This window comes from Citrobacter sp. Ca225 (assembly GCF_030337175.1).
In the GTDB taxonomy this organism is placed as follows: Bacteria; Pseudomonadota; Gammaproteobacteria; order Enterobacterales; family Enterobacteriaceae; genus Citrobacter_A; species Citrobacter_A amalonaticus.
The window spans coordinates 47,495-68,516 of record NZ_JAOWCD010000103.1 but is presented as its reverse complement, the minus strand read 5'-3'; the positions used below and the strand labels follow the sequence as shown (position 1 = coordinate 68,516).

Below are 21,022 nucleotides of genomic sequence, written 5' to 3'. Positions count from 1 at the left end.
CTGATGAGAAACCGGTTCCACAAAATCATGAATAGTTTATTCAAGTTGGGCAATATTTAATTTTATTCATTTTCGTGAAATGTGATTCATGTCACTCGCGGTTTTCTGGGGTGATTTAGCATCGGGGACAACCACGCAGCAGTGAAGTACACTGCATCTCATTGCGAGAAAAGGAAGAAAACTTATGACGACGATGCTGGAGGTAGCGCAGCGGGCCGGGGTGTCGAAGGCGACGGTCTCCAGGGTGCTTTCAGGGAATGGCTACGTCAGCCAGGAGACGAAGGATCGTGTATTTCAGGCGATTGAGGAGAGCGGCTATCGGCCTAACCTGCTGGCGCGTAGCCTTGCGGCGAAAACCAGTCAGACGCTGGGGCTGGTGGTGACTAACACCCTCTACCACGGCGTCTATTTTAGCGAATTGCTGTTTCATACCGCGCGGATGGCGGAAGATCAGGGGCGTCAGCTTCTGCTTGCCGATGGCAAACACAGCGCGGAGGAGGAACGCCAGGCGATCCAGTATCTGCTGGATTTGCGCTGCGACGCGATCATGATCTACCCGCGTTTTCTCAGCGTGGATGAGATCGATAAAATAATCGACAGCCATTCGCAGCCGATTATGGTGCTTAACCGCCGGTTACGGAAAAACAGTAGCCACTGCGTCTGGTGCGATCAAAAGCAGACCAGTTTTAACGCTGTGGCGGAACTGATTGCCGCAGGCCATCAGCAGATTGCCTTTATCACCGGTTCGATGGACTCACCCACCGGGGTTGAACGCCTGTCGGGGTACAAAGAGGCACTGACCCGACATGGCATCGCCGTTAATGACGACCTGATCGTCAAAGGCAAATGGACGCCGGCCTGCGGTGCCGCAGGGGTGGACGTGCTGCTTTCTCGCGACGTGACGTTCAGCGCGCTGGTGGCCAGCAATGACGACATGGCGATTGGGGCCATCAAACAGTTGCATGACAAAGGGGTCGCCGTGCCATCGCAGGTGTCGGTGATTGGTTTTGACGATATCGCGATGGCGCCCTACACCATACCGGCGCTTTCCAGCGTCAAAATTCCGGTGACGGAGATGATTCAGGAGACCATTGGCCGACTCATTTTCATGCTGGACGGCGGGGCGTTTACGCCACCGAAAAGCTTCACCGGCACGTTGATTCGCCGAGATTCCGTTATGTCGTTGGCGGCGCAGTAACATTGTCACCCGTCATCGTCATTCGTGACGATGACACCATAACGGTCACCCTCTGTTTTTAAATATCGTTAGATTACAGCAAGATAAAAACTGGCATGATTTGTGAATGTTTCGGCACATTATCTGTCATTGCTGGAGAATTTGATGAACCGTTTCATCATTGCAGACGCCAATAAGTGCATTGGTTGCCGTACCTGTGAAGTGGCCTGCGTGGTCTCCCATCAGGAAAACCAGGACTGCGCGTCACTGACCCCTGAAACCTTTTTACCCCGTATTCATGTAATCAAAGGTGTGAATGTCTCGACGGCGACGCTGTGCCGCCAGTGCGAGGACGCGCCGTGTGCGAACGTCTGTCCGAACGGTGCCATCAGCCGTGATAAAGGTTTTGTTCATGTCATGCAGGAACGTTGCATTGGCTGCAAAACCTGCGTGGTGGCCTGTCCATATGGTGCAATGGAAGTCGTGGTGCGTCCGGTTGTGCGTAATAGCGGTGCCGGCCTGAACGTACGGGCAGAAAAAGCGGAAGCTAACAAGTGCGATCTCTGTTATCACCGCGATGCCGGTCCGGCCTGTATGGAAGCCTGTCCGACGCATGCCCTGATTTGCGTTGACCGTAATAAGCTCGAGCAACTCAGCGCGGAAAAGCGTCGTCGTGCGGCGCTGGATTCTTCCGCTTCTTTGCTTTTCTGATTCCTACCGCAAAAATCACTCAGGAAATGCGCTGGCATCAAGGGAATTCCCGGAAATTTTCGTAAAATACCTTTCCGGGAATGATGATGGCGAGAATGACTCAATGGCAACAAATACCCCCTCTGGCATACAGCTCCGTATTCGCGGCAAAGTTCAGGGCGTCGGCTTTCGTCCTTTCGTCTGGCAACTGGCGCAGCAGCTTCAGTTGCATGGCGACGTCTGTAATGATGGCGATGGCGTGGTGGTTCGATTGCTGGAAGATCCCGCGCTGTTTATCCGTGAACTGCATGTCCATTGTCCGCCATTGGCGCGTATCGACAGCGTAGAAAGTGAACCTTTTCGCTGGGCGCAGCCGCCCGCGGAGTTCAGCATTCGCCAGAGTGCGGGCGGCACGATGAACACCCAGATTGTGCCCGATGCCGCGACGTGCCCGGAATGTCTTGCCGAAATGAATACGCCCGGAGAGCGGCGTTATCGCTATCCCTTCATCAACTGCACCCATTGCGGCCCGCGTTTTACCATTATCCGGGCGATGCCCTACGATCGTCCGTTTACCGTGATGGCGTCATTTCCGCTCTGCCCGCAATGCGACAGCGAGTATCGCGATCCCAGTGACCGACGTTTTCACGCCCAGCCGGTGGCGTGCCCGGCGTGTGGTCCGCATCTGCGCTGGCTGAGCGGCGGACACCAGGCGGAAAAAGAGGCGGCATTACAGGCTGCGGTTGAAATGCTACAGACCGGAGGTATTGTTGCCGTTAAGGGGATCGGCGGATTTCATCTGGCCTGCGATGCGGGAAACAGCGATGCCGTGGCGCGGCTTCGTGCGCGTAAGCGCCGTCCGGCAAAACCGCTGGCGGTTATGCTGCCGGATGCGTCGGGCCTGTCGGATGCGGCGACCCGACTGCTGAAAACGCCCGCCGCCCCGATTGTGCTGGTGGATAAGCAACATGTTTCCTCGCTGTGTGACGGTATTGCCCCAGGGCTTGCGGAGGTTGGCGTGATGTTGCCCGCCAATCCACTTCAGCACCTGTTGCTCCAGGCACTGAAGCGCCCGCTGGTAATGACCTCCGGCAATCTTAGCGGTAAACCGCCGGCCATCAGCAACGAACAGGCAATTAAGGATTTGCAGGATATTGCCGAGGGTTTCCTGTTACACAATCGCGACATCGTGCAGCGCATGGACGATTCCGTGGTACGTGAAAGCGGTGAAATGCTGCGTCGCTCGCGGGGATATGTCCCGGACGCGCTGGCGTTGCCGCCGGGATTTCATCATATACCACCGATACTCTGTCTGGGGGCGGATCTGAAAAACACCTTCTGCCTGGTGCGCGGTGAGCAGGCGGTGATCAGCCAGCATCTTGGCGATCTCAGCGACGATGGGATCCAACATCAGTGGCGTGACGCACTGCGGTTAATCCAGACTATCTATGACTTCACGCCACAGTGCCTTGTTCGCGATGCCCATCCGGGGTATGTCTCCAGCCAGTGGGCCAGTGAGATGAACCTGCCAACGGAGATCGTGTTGCATCATCATGCTCATGCCGCAGCCTGTCTGGCCGAGCATGGGTGGCCGCTGGACGGTGGCGATGTTATCGCCCTGACGCTGGACGGCATTGGAATGGGTGACGCGGGCGCGCTGTGGGGAGGAGAGTGTCTGCGGGTGAACTACCGTGAGTGTGAACATCTTGGTGGATTGCCCGCCGTGGCGCTTGCCGGTGGCGATCTCGCCGCGAAGCAGCCCTGGCGTAACCTGTTAGCGCAGTGTCTGCGCTTTGTGCCTGACTGGCAGCGCTATCCGGAAACGCAATACCTACAGCGACAGAACTGGAACGTGCTGGCGCGAGCGATTGAGCGTGGGATTAACGCACCGCTGGCCTCGTCCTGCGGGCGTCTGTTCGATGCGGTTGCCGCAGCGCTGAACTGCGCGCCAGAATCGCTCAGTTATGAAGGGGAAGCCGCCTGCACACTGGAGGCGCTGGCGTCGCAATGCGCGGGGGTTAAACATCCGGTCACGCTTCCCTTGACGGGGAATCAACTGGATCTGGCAACCTTCTGGTCGCAGTGGCTGAACTGGCAGGCAACGCCCGCTGAACGCGCATGGGCTTTCCACGATGTGCTGGCACAAGGGTTTGCCGCGATGCTGCGCGAGCAGGCCACGGCACGCGGTATCAACACGCTGGTGTTCAGCGGTGGGGTGATGCACAACCGGTTACTGTCGGCTCGCCTGGCTTATTATCTGGCGGATTTCACGCTGCTCTTCCCGCAGCAGTTACCAGCCGGTGACGGTGGACTGTCGCTGGGACAGGGGGTGATTGCTGCGGCGCGTGGGATGGCGGAAGCATAAAAAAGCCCCGGGACAGGCGGGGCGAAACGACAAGCAATATCGCACTTCCGTGTGCATGAGGTTAATCAATCAGTGGCGATAGCGCCGGATGGCGACGCAGAGCGTCTTATCCGGCCTGCCGAGGCAACGTTTTCAGCAGGGCGAAAGCCTCCTTCATTCTGTCTTCACTTACCACGAAGGCGCAGAGCTGTCCTTCACCGTTCATCCCTTTGGCTACCATGCCGTCAGATTCTGCGGCAATGTGCCAGTTCAGATCGCGACGCTGGGTTTCCCCTGCCAGATGCAGCGGCAGTTCTGGCGTTTTGATTTTGACTAACATGGCAGGCAGCTTCAGCGGCGCGTTGCCGCCGAGCAGATTTTTCGCCAGGTACATCGCACTGAGCTGAATAGGCTGCAGGAACGGTAGCACCTGACCGTTGATCTCCGCGCAGTCGCCGAGGGCATAAATATCCGGGTGGCTGGTTTGCAGGTAGCTGTCGACACAAACGCCGCGGTTGAGGGTTAAACCGGCGCGACGCGCCAGCGCCGTTTCCGGGCGCAGACCCGTGGCGGCAATCACCACATCGACGTGAATGCTGCGCTCGCGATCGAACGTTGCACGAATACCGGATGCGGTTTTCTCCAGCCCTTGTAACTGTGATTTCAGCAACAGGTGTACGCCCATATCGGTAAGACGATGCTGTAAGCGACTGCTCACTTCCGGCGGCATCAGCGAAGCAAGCAGGCTGGCTGCGTTATCTATCAGCGTGACCGCTTTACTTGCGCGGCAGAAATCCATCGCCAGTTCGGTTCCAATCAACCCGCCGCCGACAATCAGCACCCGTTGGGCATCGCGTAGCTGTGTTTCGCAGGCACGGTACTCCTGCTGGCTGTTCAATGTGAGCATTAACTCACGTCCTGCTATCGGTGGAACAAAGGCCGCAGCGCCCGTAGCCAGCACCAGTTTGTCGTACTGCCACTGCTTGTCCTGGCTTTTTACCACGTGGGCATCGGCATCAATGTCGGTGACCCAGGTGTGGGGAAAGAGACGCAGAGCAAACTGTTCAGCAAACTCTCCCGCCGACTGACGGGTGAGGTCGTCGGCGTGCTGCGCCTGGCTTATCACATGACTGAGATCGGGTTTGTTATACTCATCCATGCTGTCAGCCGCAATCAGAGTTAACGGGACATCCGCGTCCTGCTTGCGAATGTTTTTGACTAACTGGCGGGCAGCAAAGCCCGAACCAATGATGACAATTCCCCGGCTCATTTTGCCTCCGTTGCCAGCACGTCGAAGACATCTTTGCCTAATGAACATTCCGGACAGAGGAAGTTGTCCGGCACATCGCTCCACGGCGTACCTGGCGCGACATCCTGCAACGGTTCACCTTTTGCCGGATCGTAAATCCACTGGCACACGCTGCACTGCATGCTCGGACCGAGGTCGGCTGCTGCGGCGGCGCAGGCGCATGCTTCTTCTTTGGTTGTCGCTTTCACTGTCGCGTCCGGCAACGGCGCGAGCGCCCATTGACGCGCGATTTCACGACCGTGCTGGCGGCACAGTTCCTGCGCATCCAGGTCCGGGCGCCATTTGGCCTTCAGGCTCAGCGACATTTCAAAACCGGCATCCTGTAAACGGGTGGATAAGCGGTCGACCGCTCCGCCACTCCAGCCGTGGGAACCAAAAGCGCTGGCGCGTTTGTTACGAAAACGCAGACCGGTCATCTCCTCCACCAGACCGGCGATTTTCGGCATCATCACATTGTTCATCGTGGAGGTGCCGACCAGCACACCTTTAGAGCGGAAAACGTTGGTCAGGATTTCGTTTTTATCGCTGCGGGCGACGTTAAAAATTTTCACTGCCACGTTCGGGTCGACTTCGTTAATTCCCTGCGCAATCGCATCCGCCATCATGCGGGTGTTATTGGACATGGTGTCGTAGAAAATTGTGATGCGATCTTCCTGATAATCCGCCGCCCATTTCAGATACAGCTCAACAATCTGGGTCGGATTATCGCGCCAGACCACGCCGTGGGAGGTGGCAATCATATCGACCGGCAGGTTGAAGCCGAGGATTTCGGTAATTTTTGGCGTCACCAGACGACTGAACGGGGTCAGGATATTGGCGTAGTAACGCTGGCACTGTTCGAACAGCTCGGTCTGATCCACTTCATCGTTAAACAGACGTTCGTCGCAGTAGTGCTGACCGAAAGCGTCGTTACTGAACAGGACGGCATCGCCGGTCATGTAGGTCATCATGCTGTCCGGCCAGTGCAGCATCGGCGTTTCCACGAAGATCAACTGTTTGCCGTTACCAATATCCAGCGTGTCGCCGGTTTTCACGACGTTAAAATTCCACTCCGGATGGTGATGATGACCGGTAATTGAGTCAATCGCGTTGGCGGTGCAGTAGATAGGGGTATCCGGGATCTGCGTCATCAGCTCGGTCAGCGCCCCGGCGTGATCTTCTTCCGCATGGTTGATAATGATGTAATCGATGTCTGCGAGGTCGATTTCATTACGCAGGTTCTGCACAAACTCACGGCTGAATTTATGATCGACGGTATCGATCAGGACATTTTTTTCTTCACGGATGAGATAGCTGTTGTAGCTGCTGCCGCGCAGCGTTTTGTATTCGGTTCCGTGGAAATCACGTACTTCCCAGTCACGTTGGCCAACCCAATGGATATTATTTTTAACCAGAATAGACATAGCAACCTCAATTCATTTAGCGTTGTTCAAATAAGTTGTTTCGCTTATTGCAGGTCGCGTGCCAATTTTTTATCTATTTGATTTTTATTGATTTAAAATTTTATACTCATTAGATGGTAGTCAAAAAGACTATTCATAACACAGTCAATATGACAGTATGGATTGTCAAAATGACAGTGAGGACAGCATGAGTTTTTCTGTTGATGTTCTGGCGGGGATCGCCATTGAATTACAGCGCGGAGTGGGCCATCAGGATCGTTTTCAGCGTCTGATTACTACGCTGCGTCAGGTGCTGGAATGCGATGCTTCTGCGTTGCTGCGTTATGAGGCGCGCCAGTTTATCCCGCTGGCGATTGATGGTCTTGCACGTGATGTGCTCGGCAGGCGTTTTACCCTCGAAGGGCATCCCCGACTGGAGGCCATCGCCCGCGCCGGAGACGTGGTGCGCTTTCCGGCAGACAGCGATTTGCCTGACCCGTATGACGGATTGATCCCGGGGCAGGAGAGTCTGAAAGTGCATGCCTGTATTGGGTTGCCGCTTTTTGCCGGGCAGAACCTGATCGGCGCGCTGACCCTCGATGGCATGGCGCCGGATCAGTTTGATGTTTTCAGCGATGAGGAGTTACGGCTCATCGCCGCGCTGGCCGCTGGTGCATTGAGCAATGCGCTGCTGATTGAACAACTGGAAAGCCAGAATATGTTGCCGGGGTCGAGTACCGATTTCGAACAGATAAAAGAGACGCAGATGATTGGTCTCTCGCCGAACATGATGCAGTTGAAAAAAGAGATCGAGATTGTGGCAGGCTCCGATCTTAACGTGTTAATCAGCGGCGAAACTGGTACCGGGAAAGAACTGGTGGCGAAGGCGATTCACGAAGGTTCACCTCGCGCGGTCAACCCGTTGGTCTACCTGAACTGCGCCGCGCTGCCGGAAAGCGTGGCGGAGAGCGAACTGTTTGGTCATGTGAAAGGGGCATTCACCGGGGCCATCAGCAACCGTAGCGGCAAATTTGAAATGGCCGATAACGGCACGTTATTCCTCGATGAAATTGGTGAACTGTCGCTGGCTCTGCAAGCCAAACTGCTGCGCGTATTGCAGTATGGCGATATTCAGCGCGTCGGCGATGACCGCAGCCTGCGCGTGGATGTGCGCGTGCTGGCGGCAACGAATCGCGATCTGCGTGAAGAGGTGCTGGCGGGACGTTTTCGTGCCGATCTGTTTCATCGTCTGAGCGTGTTTCCGCTTTTGGTTCCCCCGCTACGGGAGCGCGGGGAAGATGTGGTGTTGCTGGCGGGTTATTTTTGCGAGCAGTGTCGATTACGACTGGGGCTTTCCCGCGTGGTGCTCAGTCCTGGGGCGCGTAGCCATCTGCTGAATTACGGCTGGCCGGGTAACGTGCGTGAACTGGAACATGCGATTCATCGGGCGGTAGTGCTGGCGCGCGCGACCCGATCCGGAGACGAAGTGGTACTGGAAGCGAAGCATTTCGCGTTGCAGGAGGAGGCCATGACGCCGCAGCCGGAAGTGACAGCGGGTTTACCGCGCAATCACAATCTGCGTGATGCGACGGAGGCGTTCCAGCGGGAAATGATTCGCCAGGCGCTGGCGCAAAATAATCACAACTGGGCGGCCAGCGCCCGGGCACTTGAAACGGATGTCGCCAACCTGCACCGGCTGGCGAAGCGTCTGGGGCTGAAGGATTAGAGTATCCCGGCCTGATAGAAATCCTGCAGGTTGATGGCGCCGGTGAGCTTACCGGTTTCATCCACCACCGGCGCGGCGGTAATTTTGCGTTTCATCAGGATCTCTTTGGCATCAATCGCCCGGCTTTCTGACTGCAAGGTGATGCCGTTGTGGGTCATCGCTTCACTGACCGGCGTGGTGAGCGCGCCGCCGCCAACCAGCCAGCGACGCAGGTCGCCGTCGGTAAAGACGCCTTTCACCTGCATCTGGTCGTCGCAAACGGCGACCAGACCCAGACCGGTACGGCTTAATTCCAGCATCGCGTCCATCACGCTGGTGGCAAGTTGAACCTGCGGGACAGCATCGTCACGGCGCATCAGGTGATGCACTTTATTAAGCAAACGCGCGCCCAACGCCCCGGCCGGATGCGAGCGGGCAAAATCTTCTTCATTGAAGCCGCGTGCCTGCATAACCGCCATCGCCAGCGCGTCGCCCATCATCAGGGTATTGACGGTGCTGGAGGTCGGCGCCAGGTGCATCGGGCAGGCTTCGCGCTCAACGGAGATATCCAGAACAGCCTTCGCCGCCAGACCCAGCGGTGAATTGGGTTTGCCGGTCATTGCCAGCAGGGCGATGGATTTATCTTCCAGACGCGGGATGATGAGATCCAGCTCTTTTGCGCCGCCGGAATAGGAGATAAACAACATCACGTCACGGCTTTCGAGCATCCCCAGATCGCCATGCAGCGCTTCGGCAGGGTGAACAAAAAAGGCCGGGGTGCCGGTACTGGCGAGCGTCGCGGCGATTTTCTTACCAATATGGCCCGATTTGCCGATACCTGAGACAATCACTTTGCCTTCACAGTGGATTATGGTATTGGCGGCGCGGATAAAATCATCGCCCAGACGTTCCGGCAGACGGCTTGCTTCCTGTAATTCCAGCATTAACGTCTGACGGCCCGCGTTCAGTAGTGCATCACTCATTGGTTTCTCCGGTTATGATCACTTCAATCCCTTTCTCTTCCAGCGCCTGACGAAATGCGGGATCAATACCCGCGTCGGTAATCAGTTTGTCGACGCTTTCCAGACTGCACACAACATTCGGACTCTTGCGGCCAAACTTTGATGAGTCCGCCATCAGAATAACTTCGCGAGCGGCGTTACACATCGCTTTGCTGACGGTGTAAACCTCATTAAAGGTGGTTACGCCGGCACTGAGATCAATACCGTCGGTGCCCATGAAGAGTTTATCAAAACTGAACTGCTCAAAGGCGTTTTCGGCCAGTTGTCCGTGAAATGAGGCCGATTTTTTACGAAATGTTCCGCCAGGCATCAGGATGGTTTGTTCGTTGTCTAACTCGGACAGCGCGTTGACAATGTGCAAGCTGTTGGTCATGACGGTGATATTGCTAAAGCGGGTAAGCATCGGCACCATTTGTAGCACGGTACTCCCGGCATCCAGAATGATGGAGTCGCCATCATGGATAAAGCGGACCGCAGCTTCAGCAATACGCTCTTTCTTATGCGTATTGATCAGCGTTTTGTGATCGATAGGCGGATCGGACTCATCTTTATTTAACATCACGCCGCCATAGGTGCGAATGACGGTACCGGCATTTTCCAGAACGACAAGATCTTTGCGAATGGTCGTGCCCGTGGTGTCAAAGTACTGGGCCAGTTCTTCCACAGAGCTTTTACCCTGTTTTTGCAGATGCTCCAGAATGGCGGCCTGACGCTGACGAGGTTTCATAGGCGAAATAACCCTGAATTAAATTTGCGAAATGATAATTTCGCAAGCTAATAGCATTCACAACGAAATTACCCATGTTTCAGATTAAGCGCCAATGATAGTGCATTCTGCGATAGCGGATCATGGGGAAAGATCACATCAGGCTGTAATTCATTAAGATGTTTGCCCTGAATGTCGGCGATTTTTCCTGGTCTGGCGAATACGGTGAGACCTTTCATAAACAACGTATCGGTGACTCGCTGATTATCATCGACAGCGACGGCGACCACGACGCGTGGTTTAAAACGTCCTCCTGAACGCCCTACGCCGACACGTCCCTGTTGGCAAAGTCGGTCAAATGCGTTGTTAAAGCGCGATATTTGCCAGTATCCCAGCGCCAGTTGTGCACACCAGGCAATGACGGCGACAGTAACGAGTGCGGATACCATATGTTGCTCCTTTTATTTTGCCAGACGGCGGTTTCACTTTATCCGGCCTGCGGGTAGGCCCGGTAAGCGTATCGCCACCGGGCGATACCCATTAAAACATTACTTGTCCACCGGTAACGTTGATTGACTGCCCGGTGCAGTACGACGCTTTCGGGCTGGCATAGAATAACAACATGTTCAGCACATCCTGATAGTCGCAGCCGCGCTTCAGCGGAACCTTATCAATGTAATACTGCTCCACTTCGTCTGGCTTGATACCCAGCTTGGTGGCGTACTGCGGCAGCAACGACTGGAACATCGGTGACTTTAACAGGTTGCCGAGCATCAGCGAATGCACGGTAATGCCATATTCCGCCAGATCCAGCGCCAGCGACTGCGTTAACCCCACGCCGCCAAACTTCGCCGCGCTATAGCCGGAATTGTGCTTGCTGCCCACTTTACCGGATTTGGAGTTGATCTGAATAATACGTCCCTGAATACCATCGCGGATCATCAGACGGGAGAATTCACGTGCGCAGAGGAAGTAGCCGACCAGATTCACCTGCAGCGAGCGGTCAAAATCACCGAGCTGGAAATCACTGATAAATGCTGCTTTCGCAATCCCGGCGCTGTAAACCAGCAGATCCACGCGGCCAAAGATTTCATCCACACCGCGAGAGAGTGCGAGCACGCTCTGTTCGCTGGTGGCGTCGGCGCCGAAACCGTAGGCCATGCCTTCGCCAAATTCTGCGTTAATCTCCTGTGCAACGTTTGCGGCTTTATCACTCTGAATATCTACCACCGCAACGCGATACCCTTCTGCTGCAAGCCCACGGCTGAGGAACGCCCCCAGGGTCTGTCCTCCACCAATGACAACGGCAACCTGATTCATTTTTCTCTCCTTAAGCGACAAACTTCAAAATACAGCCCGGTGCGATATCGTCCGGTACAGGCCCCGCGACATGCACGGTGCCGGGAAATTCCGCTTCGCTCAGCCCATCGAAGCGCAGGGTGATATGCCCCAGTTCACGTAAATTCTGCTCGGCCACACTGCCAACGGCAGTGACCGGATAACGATGCTGACCCAGTTCGAACTGGGCGCCGGGCTGCAGCGGGCCGTTCAGTTCGCCATGACAATGGATAAAGCAAAACTCCTCGATATCCGCAGGCGCGCCTTCACGAAAGGTAATCAGCATCTGGTCGCAGAGCGCATCCGGTGCGCTCTGGCCGATACGGGTGATGGTGGTCTGATAAATAACGGTCATGTCGACACCTCTTATTGATAGATAAAGCCGGAAACAAACCAGGCGATGAGAACGGTGGGTGCCCCCGTCAGGAAGCGGCTCACTAGTACCGACGGCACGCCGACGCGAACGGTGTCCTGACGGGCTTCTGCCAGCGACAGACCGACCGGAATAAAATCACAGGCTGCCTGGGCGTTAATGGCAAACAGGGCGGGCAGCGCCAGATGCGGCGGGATGTTGCCCAGGCCAATTTGCACGCCGATCAGAACGCCGATAACCTGCGCAATGACCGCACCTGGGCCGAGGAACGGCGACAGCAGTGGAAACGAACAGATCAGTGCCAGCGTCACCAGACCCAACGGATGGCTGGCAAGCGGCGCCAGGCCATGGGCGATCCAGTCACCCAGACCCGAGGCCATGATGATGCCGATCAGTGCCGAGACGAATGCCATAAACGGCAGAATGGTTTTCAGAACCGTATCGATGGTGTCGCGACCGGACTGGAACAGCACGGCCACCGCCGACCCCATCCCCATGCCGACTTTTGCTAACAGGCCATCGCTCTGTTCGGTGATTTTTTTGCTGCTGTCGTAATCACGCCCGGCGGTAGCGCTTGCCGGTTGTGATTGCGGCTGCGGTGCAGCAGACGCGTCGCTGATGACGGTGATGTTGTCTTCCCTGACGCCAGAGACATAAATGTCTTCAACAATATACTGGGCCAGCGGGCCGGATTTCCCGGTTGAGTGAATGTTCACGGTCGGAATACGGCGTTTAGGATAGATGCCACAACGCAGCGTCCCGCCACAGTCAATGATGGCAACGCCAATTTCGTCTTCAGGCGGTTCTCCCTCTTTAAAGCCATCGACAGCCTGCCAGCCGGTTAACTGCGCCAGTTTGTCGACAATCGCCGGGCGAGTGCCTGCGGTGATATAGACAATTTTCTTTCCGGCGGTCACGTCCAGCTCTAACGGGCCACCCCAGCCGCCAGTTCCTCGTTCAATTCGAATACGCGTCATGATGCTGCTCCTGCAAGGTGGACTTTCTGCTCAAGTTGGATACCCATCTTTTTCTCAAAGATGGAGGTTGTGAGGTCCGTGACCCAGCCACGAAAGAAGTTGGTGACCACTCCGACCAGCAGATAGCTCACGGCCAGTGGCCCGAGCGGGAGACCTAACGTGGTCAGGCCGCTGGCAATGCCGAGGTAAACGAACAGTTCGCCAGGGTTGATATGCGGGAACAGACCGTTCATTGAGTGACAGCTGTAAGAGGCGGCTGCGTAATAGCTGGGCTTGTATTTCTCTGGCATGAAGCGGCCCAGACTCAGGGTCATGGGGTTACAAAACACAAACGTGCCAATAAAAGGCAAAATCAGGTAGCGGGACAACGGATTCCCGGCGCAGCGCTGGGCGAAGCGTTCGATTCGCTGCTGGCCGATAAAGTTGATCAGCGCATTCATGATGACCAGCAGGCTGATCAGCAGTGGAAGAATGCCGGTGACCATTCCGGTAAACACCTCTCCACCTTTCTGGAACAGCCCGATGAACCACTCTGCTCCATGTGTAATGGTTTCGATCATTATTCTCTCCTGTAGGGATTTTTAGTTATCTTGCGAATGGGTGACTTATTTTAATCAGGTTGAAAGAAATAAAAGTGTTATTTTGATCTCAAAATGAAAGTAAAATATTTTAAATTGAAAGTTTTTATGGAAAGGAAAGAATGTACTGACGATCAAACGAGGGGACGTGATACGTAAATTGTGTGACGGAGCGCGTCTGGTGCTTCCTTGTATGACGGGGGATGCTTTACCATACTTCTCTCTGGCTGAATCTGTTTAATGGATGTCTCATGTTCAAGCGTCGTTATGTAGCATTACTTCCCCTGTTTGTGTTACTTGCTGCCTGTAGTAGCAAACCGAAACCTCAAGAGCCTCAAACGACAACGGGCACGCCTTCCGGCGGCTTCCTGCTTGAGCCCCAGCACAACGTTATGCAGATGGGGGGCGACTTTGCCAATAACCCGAATGCGCAGCAGTTCATCGATAAGATGGTGAACAAGCACGGTTTTAATCGTCAGCAGTTGCAGGAGATCCTGTCACAGGCGAAGCGCCTGGATTACGTTTTGCGTCTGATGGACAGGCAGGCGCCGACCACGCAGCCGCCGGCCGGACCTAACGGCGCATGGCTACGCTATCGCAAACAGTTCATTACCCCGGATAACGTGCAAAACGGCGTGGCATTCTGGAATCAGTATGAAGATGCGCTCAACCGTGCCTGGCAGGTTTACGGCGTTCCGCCGGAGATCATCGTGGGCATTATTGGCGTGGAAACCCGCTGGGGCCGCGTGATGGGAAAAACGCGCATTCTGGACGCGCTGGCGACGCTGTCGTTTAACTACCCACGTCGTGCGGAGTACTTCTCCGGCGAGCTGGAGACGTTCCTGCTGATGGCGCGTAACGAACAGGATGACCCGTTAGATTTGAAAGGATCCTTTGCTGGCGCGATGGGTTACGGACAGTTCATGCCGTCGTCCTATAAAGAGTACGCGGTAGATTTCAACGGCGACGGCCACATCAACCTGTGGGATCCGGTCGATGCTATCGGTAGCGTGGCGAATTACTTCAAAGCGCACGGTTGGGTGAAGGGCGACGCGGTGGCGGTGATGGCGAACGGTCAGGCACCGGGACTGGCGAATGGCTTTAAAACGCAGTACAGCCTTTCTCAACTGGCGGCCGCCGGACTCACGCCGCAACAACCGCTGGGCAACCATCAGCAGGTGAGCCTGCTGCGCCTGGATATTGGTACCGGCTACCAGTACTGGTACGGTTTGCCGAACTTCTATGCTATTACCCGCTACAACCACAGCACCCATTACGCGATGGCGGTGTGGCAGTTAGGTCAGGCAGTGGCGCTGGCGCGCGTGCAATAATGGTTTTTACCCAGGGTTGCTTCGGCTTCCCTGGGCCTCACTCGTTTTTTCGGAATCCCCCTCGTAAAATTGTTACCTCATCCCCATCTCCGTTGGGAAAGTGTTATCTTGTCCGGCATATTTTTTAACTGACAGAGGCTGATATGACTGACAGTGAACTGATGCAGTTAAGTGAACAGGTCGGGCTGGCGCTGAAAGCGCGTGGTGCGACGGTGACCACCGCAGAGTCCTGCACCGGCGGTTGGGTGGCGAAAGCCATTACCGATATTGCCGGCAGCTCCGCCTGGTTTGAGCGCGGTTTTGTCACCTACAGTAATGAAGCAAAATCGCAGATGATCGGCGTGCGGGAAGAGACGCTGGCGCAGCATGGCGCGGTCAGTGAACCGGTGGTGGTTGAGATGGCGATTGGCGCACTGAAAGCGGCGCGTGCCGATTTTGCGGTTTCCATCAGCGGGATCGCCGGGCCGGATGGCGGCAGCGAAGAGAAACCGGTCGGCACCGTCTGGTTTGCCTTCGCCAGCGTGCGCGGAGAAGGGATTACCCGTCGGGAATGCTTTCACGGCGACCGTGAGGCGGTGCGTCGGCAAGCCACGGTTTATGCGCTGCAAACCCTGTGGCAACAATTTCTACAAAATACTTGATACTGTATGACTATACAGTATAATTGCGACAACAGTACAGAATCACTATCCGGTTTCAGCCGGCATGACAGGAGTAATTAATGGCTATCGACGAAAACAAACAGAAAGCGTTGGCGGCAGCGCTGGGCCAGATCGAAAAGCAATTCGGTAAAGGCTCCATCATGCGCCTGGGTGAAGACCGTTCTATGGATGTGGAAACGATCTCCACAGGTTCGCTTTCACTGGATATCGCGCTGGGCGCAGGCGGCCTGCCGATGGGCCGTATCGTCGAAATCTACGGGCCAGAATCATCCGGTAAAACCACGCTGACGCTGCAGGTGATTGCCGCGGCGCAGCGCGAAGGTAAAACCTGTGCGTTTATCGATGCAGAACACGCGCTGGACCCGATCTATGCACGTAAGCTGGGCGTTGATATCGACAATCTACTCTGTTCTCAGCCGGACACCGGTGAACAGGCGCTGGAAATCTGTGATGCGCTGGCGCGTTCTGGCGCTGTCGACGTTATCGTTGTCGACTCCGTAGCGGCACTGACGCCGAAAGCGGAAATCGAAGGCGAAATCGGTGACTCTCACATGGGCCTCGCGGCGCGTATGATGAGCCAGGCGATGCGTAAACTGGCCGGTAACCTGAAGCAGTCCAACACGCTGCTGATCTTCATCAACCAGATCCGTATGAAAATTGGTGTGATGTTCGGTAACCCGGAAACCACGACCGGTGGTAACGCACTGAAATTCTACGCTTCTGTTCGTCTGGATATCCGTCGTATTGGCGCGGTGAAAGAGGGCGATAACGTGGTGGGCAGCGAAACCCGCGTGAAGGTGGTGAAAAACAAAATTGCGGCACCGTTTAAACAGGCTGAATTCCAGATCCTTTACGGTGAAGGCATTAACTTCTATGGCGAACTGGTTGACCTGGGCGTGAAAGAGAAGCTGATCGAGAAAGCGGGCGCCTGGTACAGCTACAACGGCGAGAAAATTGGTCAGGGTAAAGCGAATGCAACCACCTGGCTGAAAGACAACCCGGCGACTGCGAAGGAAATTGAGAAGAAAGTTCGCGAAATGCTGCTCAATAACCAGGATGCCAAACCTGACTTCGCTGTTGATGACGGTGAAGGCGTTGCGGAAACCAACGAAGATTTTTAATCGTCAGGTGTCGTCCGTCCGGATAACGCAACACTGCCATCCGGCAAAAAGTTGAATTACACTCAAGGGCTGCATTGATGCAGCCCTTTTTGCATTTCTGATTTCGAAGGTTGTTATGAGTGAACCCACACCGCGCCGACCCGCGTATTCCCGGCTGTTAGATCGCGCAGTACGTATCCTCGCGGTTCGTGACCACAGCGAACAAGAGTTGCGACGTAAACTTGCCGCCCCGGTGATGGGGAAAAATGGACCGGAAGAGATTGATGCGACTGCGGAAGATTATGAACGAGTGATTGCCTGGTGTTACGAGCATCAGTATCTCGATGACGACCGGTTTATCGCCCGCTTTATCGCCAGCCGCAGCCGTAAAGGCTATGGTCCGGCGCGCATTCGCCAGGAGTTGAATCAAAAGGGCATTGCCCGTGAATCGACGGAAAAAGCAATGCGGGAATGTGAGATTGACTGGAGCGTCCTCGCACGCGATCAGGCCTGTCGTAAATATGGTGAACCGCTGCCTGGTGCATTTTCAGAAAAGGTTAAGATACAGCGATTTTTGCTCTATCGTGGATATCTGATGGAGGATATCCAGGAAATATGGCGAAATTTTGACGATTGAGCGCATACGGGATTTTACTTCCCCGTAAAGAAAACTTATCTTATTCCCACTTTTCAGTTGCCGGCGGCCCAGTCAATCAAGAGTTGTTGCTGGTAATGATTTTTCGTTAGCAAGATTTCAGGATAATTATGAGCAAGAGCACCGCTGAGATCCGTCAGGCGTTTCTCGACTTTTTCCATAGTAAGGGACATCAGGTAGTTGCCAGCAGCTCCCTGGTTCCAAACAATGACCCCACTTTGTTGTTTACCAACGCCGGGATGAACCAGTTCAAGGACGTTTTCCTTGGGCTCGACAAGCGTAATTATTCCCGCGCAACCACATCTCAACGCTGCGTGCGGGCGGGTGGTAAGCACAACGATCTGGAAAACGTTGGTTACACTGCACGTCACCATACCTTCTTCGAAATGCTGGGTAACTTCAGCTTCGGCGACTATTTCAAGCATGATGCAATCCAGTACGCATGGGAATTGCTGACCGGTGAAAACTGGTTTGCCCTGCCGAAAGAGCGTCTGTGGGTGACCGTCTACGAAACAGACGATGAAGCCTATGAAATTTGGGAAAAAGAAGTCGGTATTCCTCGCGAGCGTATTATCCGCATCGGTGATAACAAAGGTGCGGCTTATGCGTCCGACAACTTCTGGCAGATGGGCGACACCGGTCCGTGCGGTCCGTGCACCGAAATTTTCTACGATCATGGCGATCACATCTGGGGCGGCCCTCCGGGAAGCCCGGAAGAGGACGGCGATCGCTACATTGAGATCTGGAACATCGTCTTTATGCAGTTCAACCGTCAGGCTGACGGTACGATGGAGCCGCTGCCTAAGCCTTCCGTGGATACCGGTATGGGTCTGGAACGTATTGCGGCTGTGCTGCAACACGTCAACTCCAACTACGAAATTGACCTGTTCCGCACGCTGATTGAAGCAGTAGCGAAAGTGACCGGTGCAACCGATCTGAGCAACAAGTCACTGCGCGTGATTGCGGATCACATTCGTTCCTGTGCGTTCCTGATTGCCGACGGCGTGGTTCCGTCGAACGAAAACCGTGGCTATGTTTTGCGTCGTATCATTCGTCGTGCGGTACGTCATGGCAACATGCTGGGCGCGAAAGAGATCTTCTTCTATAAACTGGTGGGCCCACTGATTGACGTCATGGGATCGGCGGGCGAAGAACTGAAGCGTCAGCAGGCTCAGGTTGAGCAAGTTCTGAAAACCGAAGAAGAGCAGTTTGCCCGTACGCTGGAGCGTGGTCTGGCGCTGCTGGACGAAGAACTGGCGACACTGTCCGGCGATACGCTGGACGGCGAAACAGCATTCCGTCTGTACGATACCTACGGTTTCCCGGTTGATCTGACGGCTGACGTTTGCCGTGAGCGCAACATCAAAGTGGATGAAGCCGGTTTTGAAGCCGCCATGGAAGAGCAGCGTCGTCGCGCGCGCGAAGCCAGCGGTTTCGGTGCGGACTATAACGCGATGATTCGCGTGGATAGCGCCTCTGAATTTAAAGGCTACGACCATCTGGAACTGAACGGTAAAGTGACCGCGCTGTTTGTTGATGGTAAAGCGGTTGATGCGATCAGTGTCGGTCAGGAAGCCGTTGTCGTACTGGATCAAACCCCATTCTATGCGGAATCCGGTGGTCAGGTTGGCGATAAAGGTGAACTGAAAGGCGCGAGCTTTGCGTTTGCCGTAAGTGACACGCAAAAATATGGTCAGGCAATTGGCCACCTCGGCAAGCTGTCTGCGGGCTCTCTGAAAGTGGGCGATGCGGTCCAGGCTGATGTGGATGAGGCGCGTCGTGCGCGTATTCGTCTGAATCACTCCGCAACGCACCTGATGCACGCGGCGTTGCGCCAGATTCTGGGCACGCACGTGGCACAGAAAGGGTCGCTGGTTAACGACAAAATGCTGCGCTTCGATTTCTCGCATAATGAAGCAATGAAGCCGGCGGAAATCCGGGCGGTTGAAGATCTGGTGAACGCGCAGATTCGTCGTAACCTGCCGGTTGAAACCCACGTGATGGATCTGGAAGCGGCGAAAGCAAAAGGCGCAATGGCGCTGTTCGGCGAGAAATATGACGAACGCGTTCGCGTGCTGAGCATGGGTGATTTCTCTACCGAACTGTGCGGCGGGACGCACGCCAGCCGTACCGGTGACATCGGCCTGTTCCGTATTGTCTCTGAGTCCGGAACCGCCGCCGGGGTTCGTCGCATTGAAGCGGTAACCGGTGAGGGCGCCATTGCGACTGTGCATGCAGAAAGCGATCGTTTAGCCGATATTGCACATCTGTTGAAGGGCGATAGCCAGAATCTGGGCGACAAAGTGCGTTCAGTGCTGGAACGTACTCGTCAGCTTGAGAAAGAGCTTCAGCAGTTGAAAGAACATGCTGCGGCGCAGGAAAGTGCGAATCTTTCCAGCAAAGCGGTTGATATCAATGGCGTTAAGCTGTTGGTGAGTGAGCTTGCGGGTGTTGAGCCGAAAATGTTGCGCACCATGGTTGATGATCTGAAAAATCAACTGGGGTCGACAATTATCGTGCTGGCAACGGCAGCGGAAGGTAAGGTTTCTCTGATTGCTGGTGTGTCTAAGGACGTGACCGACCGTGTCAAAGCAGGGGAACTGGTAGGTATGGTCGCTCAGCAGGTGGGCGGTAAGGGTGGTGGTCGTCCGGACATGGCGCAAGCCGGTGGTACGGATGCTTCTGCTCTGCCTGCGGCGTTAGCCAGTGTGCAAGCCTGGGTCAGCGCAAAATTGTAATAACTATAAGCGTTAGCCGATGCCGCGGATAAGCATTCCGCGGCGTTTGCATCAACGTTGTCGACAACGATAAAGTCAGGTTGAAGTTGTGTATATCGGCTAAACTTAGGTTTAACAGAATGTGATGCCGTGACTGCTTACATGTAATGTGTTTGTCATCGCTTACTTTTTGGCGTTATATGATGGATAATGCCGGGATACAGAGAGACCCGACTCTTTTAATCTTTCAAGGAGCAAAGAATGCTGATTCTGACTCGTCGAGTTGGTGAGACCCTCATGATTGGAGATGAGGTCACCGTGACAGTTTTAGGGGTGAAGGGCAACCAGGTACGCATCGGCGTAAACGCCCCGAAAGAAGTATCTGTCCATCGTGAAGAGATCTACCAGCGTATCCAGGCTGAAAAATCCCAGCAGTCCAGTTACTAAGGTTTCCGCGTCTCACCTGACCGGGTGAGGCGCAACCTGACATCGTCGCAATATCCCACTCTGTTTCGTTTTTCTGTGACTCTTTTTCCAGTTTCGCCTGGCGCTACTGCATCCGTATGTCTTTTCCATTGAGGTAGTCCGTTGCCCAGAGTCCAATTTATCTGTTGATAAAACACTCTTTTTGCCGTTTTTGCAGACTAATTGAACGTGAAGTGTGCAAACGATAAAAGCTCAGGAAAAATTGTTTGACTTATAAGTCCCAGAAAGTAATATGTGCGCCACGCAGCGACGATGAGCAGAAACAAGTTCTTCGAAGCACTCGTAAGAGGCGTGTGGTGAGGTGGCCGAGAGGCTGAAGGCGCTCCCCTGCTAAGGGAGTATGCGGTCAAAAGCTGCATCCGGGGTTCGAATCCCCGCCTCACCGCCATTTGCATCCGTAGCTCAGCTGGATAGAGTACTCGGCTACGAACCGAGCGGTCGGAGGTTCGAATCCTCCCGGATGCACCATC

Annotated in this window: 19 protein-coding genes and 2 tRNA genes; 12 read left to right on the top strand and 9 right to left on the bottom strand. The window is 54.9% G+C overall.

The genetic code is table 11. The annotated features are described in order from the left end of the window. The first annotated feature begins 184 nt into the window (after positions 1 to 184). From OGW13_RS24185 to hypF, 3 genes are all read left to right on the top strand, one after another. Positions 185 to 1,198, top strand: coding sequence for a LacI family DNA-binding transcriptional regulator (locus OGW13_RS24185; RefSeq protein ID WP_054176948.1), 1,014 nt, complete (start codon positions 185 to 187; stop codon positions 1,196 to 1,198). A gap of 144 nt (positions 1,199 to 1,342) precedes the next feature. Beyond that, positions 1,343 to 1,888, top strand: a complete 546-nt coding sequence (hydN, locus tag OGW13_RS24180) for an electron transport protein HydN (RefSeq protein WP_042999599.1) — start codon at positions 1,343 to 1,345, stop codon at positions 1,886 to 1,888. Positions 1,889 to 1,991: 103 nt separating this feature from the next. Next, positions 1,992 to 4,232: a carbamoyltransferase HypF gene (gene hypF, locus OGW13_RS24175; RefSeq protein ID WP_287116577.1), complete on the top strand. Its 2,241-nt coding sequence runs from the start codon at positions 1,992 to 1,994 to the stop codon at positions 4,230 to 4,232. Between the two features lie 106 nt (positions 4,233 to 4,338). Here hypF and norW read toward each other — a convergent pair whose 3' ends face one another. Both norW and norV read right to left on the bottom strand, forming a co-directional pair. Continuing rightward, on the bottom strand, positions 4,339 to 5,481 hold the full coding sequence (gene norW, locus OGW13_RS24170; protein WP_287116576.1) for an NADH:flavorubredoxin reductase NorW: 1,143 nt from the start codon (positions 5,479 to 5,481) through the stop codon (positions 4,339 to 4,341). After that, entirely contained in the window at positions 5,478 to 6,923 is a 1,446-nt protein-coding gene (norV, locus tag OGW13_RS24165; RefSeq protein ID WP_125339075.1) for an anaerobic nitric oxide reductase flavorubredoxin, read from the bottom strand. Before norV ends, norW begins: the two co-directional genes overlap by 4 nt. A gap of 187 nt (positions 6,924 to 7,110) precedes the next feature. On the opposite strand from norV, the gene norR reads away from it, so the two are divergent. Continuing rightward, complete coding sequence (gene norR / locus OGW13_RS24160; RefSeq protein ID WP_054176945.1) at positions 7,111 to 8,628, top strand: nitric oxide reductase transcriptional regulator NorR; 1,518 nt, start codon at positions 7,111 to 7,113, stop codon at positions 8,626 to 8,628. On the opposite strand, the gene gutQ is transcribed toward norR, so the two are convergent. The 7 genes from gutQ to srlA form a co-directional block, all read right to left on the bottom strand. Further along, positions 8,625 to 9,590 carry an arabinose-5-phosphate isomerase GutQ gene (gene gutQ / locus OGW13_RS24155; RefSeq protein ID WP_042999604.1) on the bottom strand — a complete coding sequence of 322 codons (966 nt, stop codon included), beginning with the start codon at positions 9,588 to 9,590 and terminating at the stop codon, positions 8,625 to 8,627. The two genes, norR and gutQ, sit on opposite strands and share 4 nt — an antisense overlap. Next, on the bottom strand, positions 9,583 to 10,356 hold the full coding sequence (gene srlR / locus OGW13_RS24150; protein ID WP_042999605.1) for a glucitol operon DNA-binding transcriptional repressor SrlR: 774 nt from the start codon (positions 10,354 to 10,356) through the stop codon (positions 9,583 to 9,585). Before srlR ends, gutQ begins: the two co-directional genes overlap by 8 nt. Positions 10,357 to 10,424: 68 nt before the next feature. Next, positions 10,425 to 10,784, bottom strand: coding sequence for a transcriptional regulator GutM (gutM, locus tag OGW13_RS24145; protein ID WP_042999606.1), 360 nt, complete (start codon positions 10,782 to 10,784; stop codon positions 10,425 to 10,427). A 91-nt stretch (positions 10,785 to 10,875) separates the two neighbouring features. Further along, entirely contained in the window at positions 10,876 to 11,655 is a 780-nt protein-coding gene (gene srlD / locus OGW13_RS24140) for a sorbitol-6-phosphate dehydrogenase (RefSeq protein WP_042999607.1), read from the bottom strand. A 10-nt stretch (positions 11,656 to 11,665) separates the two neighbouring features. Then, the gene (gene srlB, locus OGW13_RS24135; protein ID WP_042322676.1) at positions 11,666 to 12,028 is read right to left on the bottom strand and encodes a PTS glucitol/sorbitol transporter subunit IIA; all 363 of its coding nucleotides are present in this window, start codon (positions 12,026 to 12,028) and stop codon (positions 11,666 to 11,668) included. Positions 12,029 to 12,039: 11 nt separating this feature from the next. Next, a complete protein-coding gene (srlE, locus tag OGW13_RS24130; RefSeq protein WP_044266608.1) occupies positions 12,040 to 13,023 on the bottom strand; it encodes a PTS glucitol/sorbitol transporter subunit IIB in 984 nt (327 codons plus the stop codon). Then, a complete protein-coding gene (gene srlA, locus OGW13_RS24125) occupies positions 13,020 to 13,583 on the bottom strand; it encodes a PTS glucitol/sorbitol transporter subunit IIC (protein ID WP_044266606.1) in 564 nt (187 codons plus the stop codon). Before srlA ends, srlE begins: the two co-directional genes overlap by 4 nt. Before the next feature lie 269 nt (positions 13,584 to 13,852). Between srlA and mltB the strand changes: the two genes are divergently transcribed. The 8 genes from mltB (at position 13,853) to OGW13_RS24085 (ending at position 21,020) form a co-directional block, all read left to right on the top strand. After that, positions 13,853 to 14,932: a lytic murein transglycosylase B gene (mltB, locus tag OGW13_RS24120; RefSeq protein ID WP_042999611.1), complete on the top strand. Its 1,080-nt coding sequence runs from the start codon at positions 13,853 to 13,855 to the stop codon at positions 14,930 to 14,932. A 143-nt stretch (positions 14,933 to 15,075) separates the two neighbouring features. Then, positions 15,076 to 15,573: a nicotinamide-nucleotide amidase gene (gene pncC, locus OGW13_RS24115; RefSeq protein WP_044255090.1), complete on the top strand. Its 498-nt coding sequence runs from the start codon at positions 15,076 to 15,078 to the stop codon at positions 15,571 to 15,573. An 80-nt stretch (positions 15,574 to 15,653) separates the two neighbouring features. Next, a complete protein-coding gene (recA, locus tag OGW13_RS24110) occupies positions 15,654 to 16,715 on the top strand; it encodes a recombinase RecA (RefSeq protein WP_044255092.1) in 1,062 nt (353 codons plus the stop codon). A 115-nt stretch (positions 16,716 to 16,830) separates the two neighbouring features. Beyond that, positions 16,831 to 17,331: a recombination regulator RecX gene (gene recX, locus OGW13_RS24105; RefSeq protein WP_044255094.1), complete on the top strand. Its 501-nt coding sequence runs from the start codon at positions 16,831 to 16,833 to the stop codon at positions 17,329 to 17,331. Between the two features lie 128 nt (positions 17,332 to 17,459). Beyond that, the gene (alaS, locus tag OGW13_RS24100; RefSeq protein WP_248381709.1) at positions 17,460 to 20,087 is read left to right on the top strand and encodes an alanine--tRNA ligase; all 2,628 of its coding nucleotides are present in this window, start codon (positions 17,460 to 17,462) and stop codon (positions 20,085 to 20,087) included. Between the two features lie 240 nt (positions 20,088 to 20,327). Further along, entirely contained in the window at positions 20,328 to 20,513 is a 186-nt protein-coding gene (gene csrA, locus OGW13_RS24095; protein ID WP_000906486.1) for a carbon storage regulator CsrA, read from the top strand. A 334-nt stretch (positions 20,514 to 20,847) separates the two neighbouring features. Further along, positions 20,848 to 20,940, top strand: a tRNA-Ser gene (locus tag OGW13_RS24090). Positions 20,941 to 20,943: 3 nt separating this feature from the next. Beyond that, positions 20,944 to 21,020, top strand: a tRNA-Arg gene (locus OGW13_RS24085). Positions 21,021 to 21,022 lie beyond the last annotated feature (2 nt).

What these genes read in the sequence shown, in the direction of transcription:
- OGW13_RS24185 (WP_054176948.1), top strand. Translation starts at nt 185, where the DNA reads ATGACGACGATGCTGGAGGTAGCGCAGCGGGCCGGGGTGTCGAAGGCG.
- hydN (WP_042999599.1), top strand. Translation starts at nt 1,343, where the DNA reads ATGAACCGTTTCATCATTGCAGACGCCAATAAGTGCATTGGTTGCCGT.
- hypF (WP_287116577.1), top strand. Translation starts at nt 1,992, where the DNA reads ATGGCAACAAATACCCCCTCTGGCATACAGCTCCGTATTCGCGGCAAA.
- norW (WP_287116576.1), bottom strand. Translation starts at nt 5,481, where the DNA reads ATGAGCCGGGGAATTGTCATCATTGGTTCGGGCTTTGCTGCCCGCCAG.
- norV (WP_125339075.1), bottom strand. Translation starts at nt 6,923, where the DNA reads ATGTCTATTCTGGTTAAAAATAATATCCATTGGGTTGGCCAACGTGAC.
- norR (WP_054176945.1), top strand. Translation starts at nt 7,111, where the DNA reads ATGAGTTTTTCTGTTGATGTTCTGGCGGGGATCGCCATTGAATTACAG.
- gutQ (WP_042999604.1), bottom strand. Translation starts at nt 9,590, where the DNA reads ATGAGTGATGCACTACTGAACGCGGGCCGTCAGACGTTAATGCTGGAA.
- srlR (WP_042999605.1), bottom strand. Translation starts at nt 10,356, where the DNA reads ATGAAACCTCGTCAGCGTCAGGCCGCCATTCTGGAGCATCTGCAAAAA.
- gutM (WP_042999606.1), bottom strand. Translation starts at nt 10,784, where the DNA reads ATGGTATCCGCACTCGTTACTGTCGCCGTCATTGCCTGGTGTGCACAA.
- srlD (WP_042999607.1), bottom strand. Translation starts at nt 11,655, where the DNA reads ATGAATCAGGTTGCCGTTGTCATTGGTGGAGGACAGACCCTGGGGGCG.
- srlB (WP_042322676.1), bottom strand. Translation starts at nt 12,028, where the DNA reads ATGACCGTTATTTATCAGACCACCATCACCCGTATCGGCCAGAGCGCA.
- srlE (WP_044266608.1), bottom strand. Translation starts at nt 13,023, where the DNA reads ATGACGCGTATTCGAATTGAACGAGGAACTGGCGGCTGGGGTGGCCCG.
- srlA (WP_044266606.1), bottom strand. Translation starts at nt 13,583, where the DNA reads ATGATCGAAACCATTACACATGGAGCAGAGTGGTTCATCGGGCTGTTC.
- mltB (WP_042999611.1), top strand. Translation starts at nt 13,853, where the DNA reads ATGTTCAAGCGTCGTTATGTAGCATTACTTCCCCTGTTTGTGTTACTT.
- pncC (WP_044255090.1), top strand. Translation starts at nt 15,076, where the DNA reads ATGACTGACAGTGAACTGATGCAGTTAAGTGAACAGGTCGGGCTGGCG.
- recA (WP_044255092.1), top strand. Translation starts at nt 15,654, where the DNA reads ATGGCTATCGACGAAAACAAACAGAAAGCGTTGGCGGCAGCGCTGGGC.
- recX (WP_044255094.1), top strand. Translation starts at nt 16,831, where the DNA reads ATGAGTGAACCCACACCGCGCCGACCCGCGTATTCCCGGCTGTTAGAT.
- alaS (WP_248381709.1), top strand. Translation starts at nt 17,460, where the DNA reads ATGAGCAAGAGCACCGCTGAGATCCGTCAGGCGTTTCTCGACTTTTTC.
- csrA (WP_000906486.1), top strand. Translation starts at nt 20,328, where the DNA reads ATGCTGATTCTGACTCGTCGAGTTGGTGAGACCCTCATGATTGGAGAT.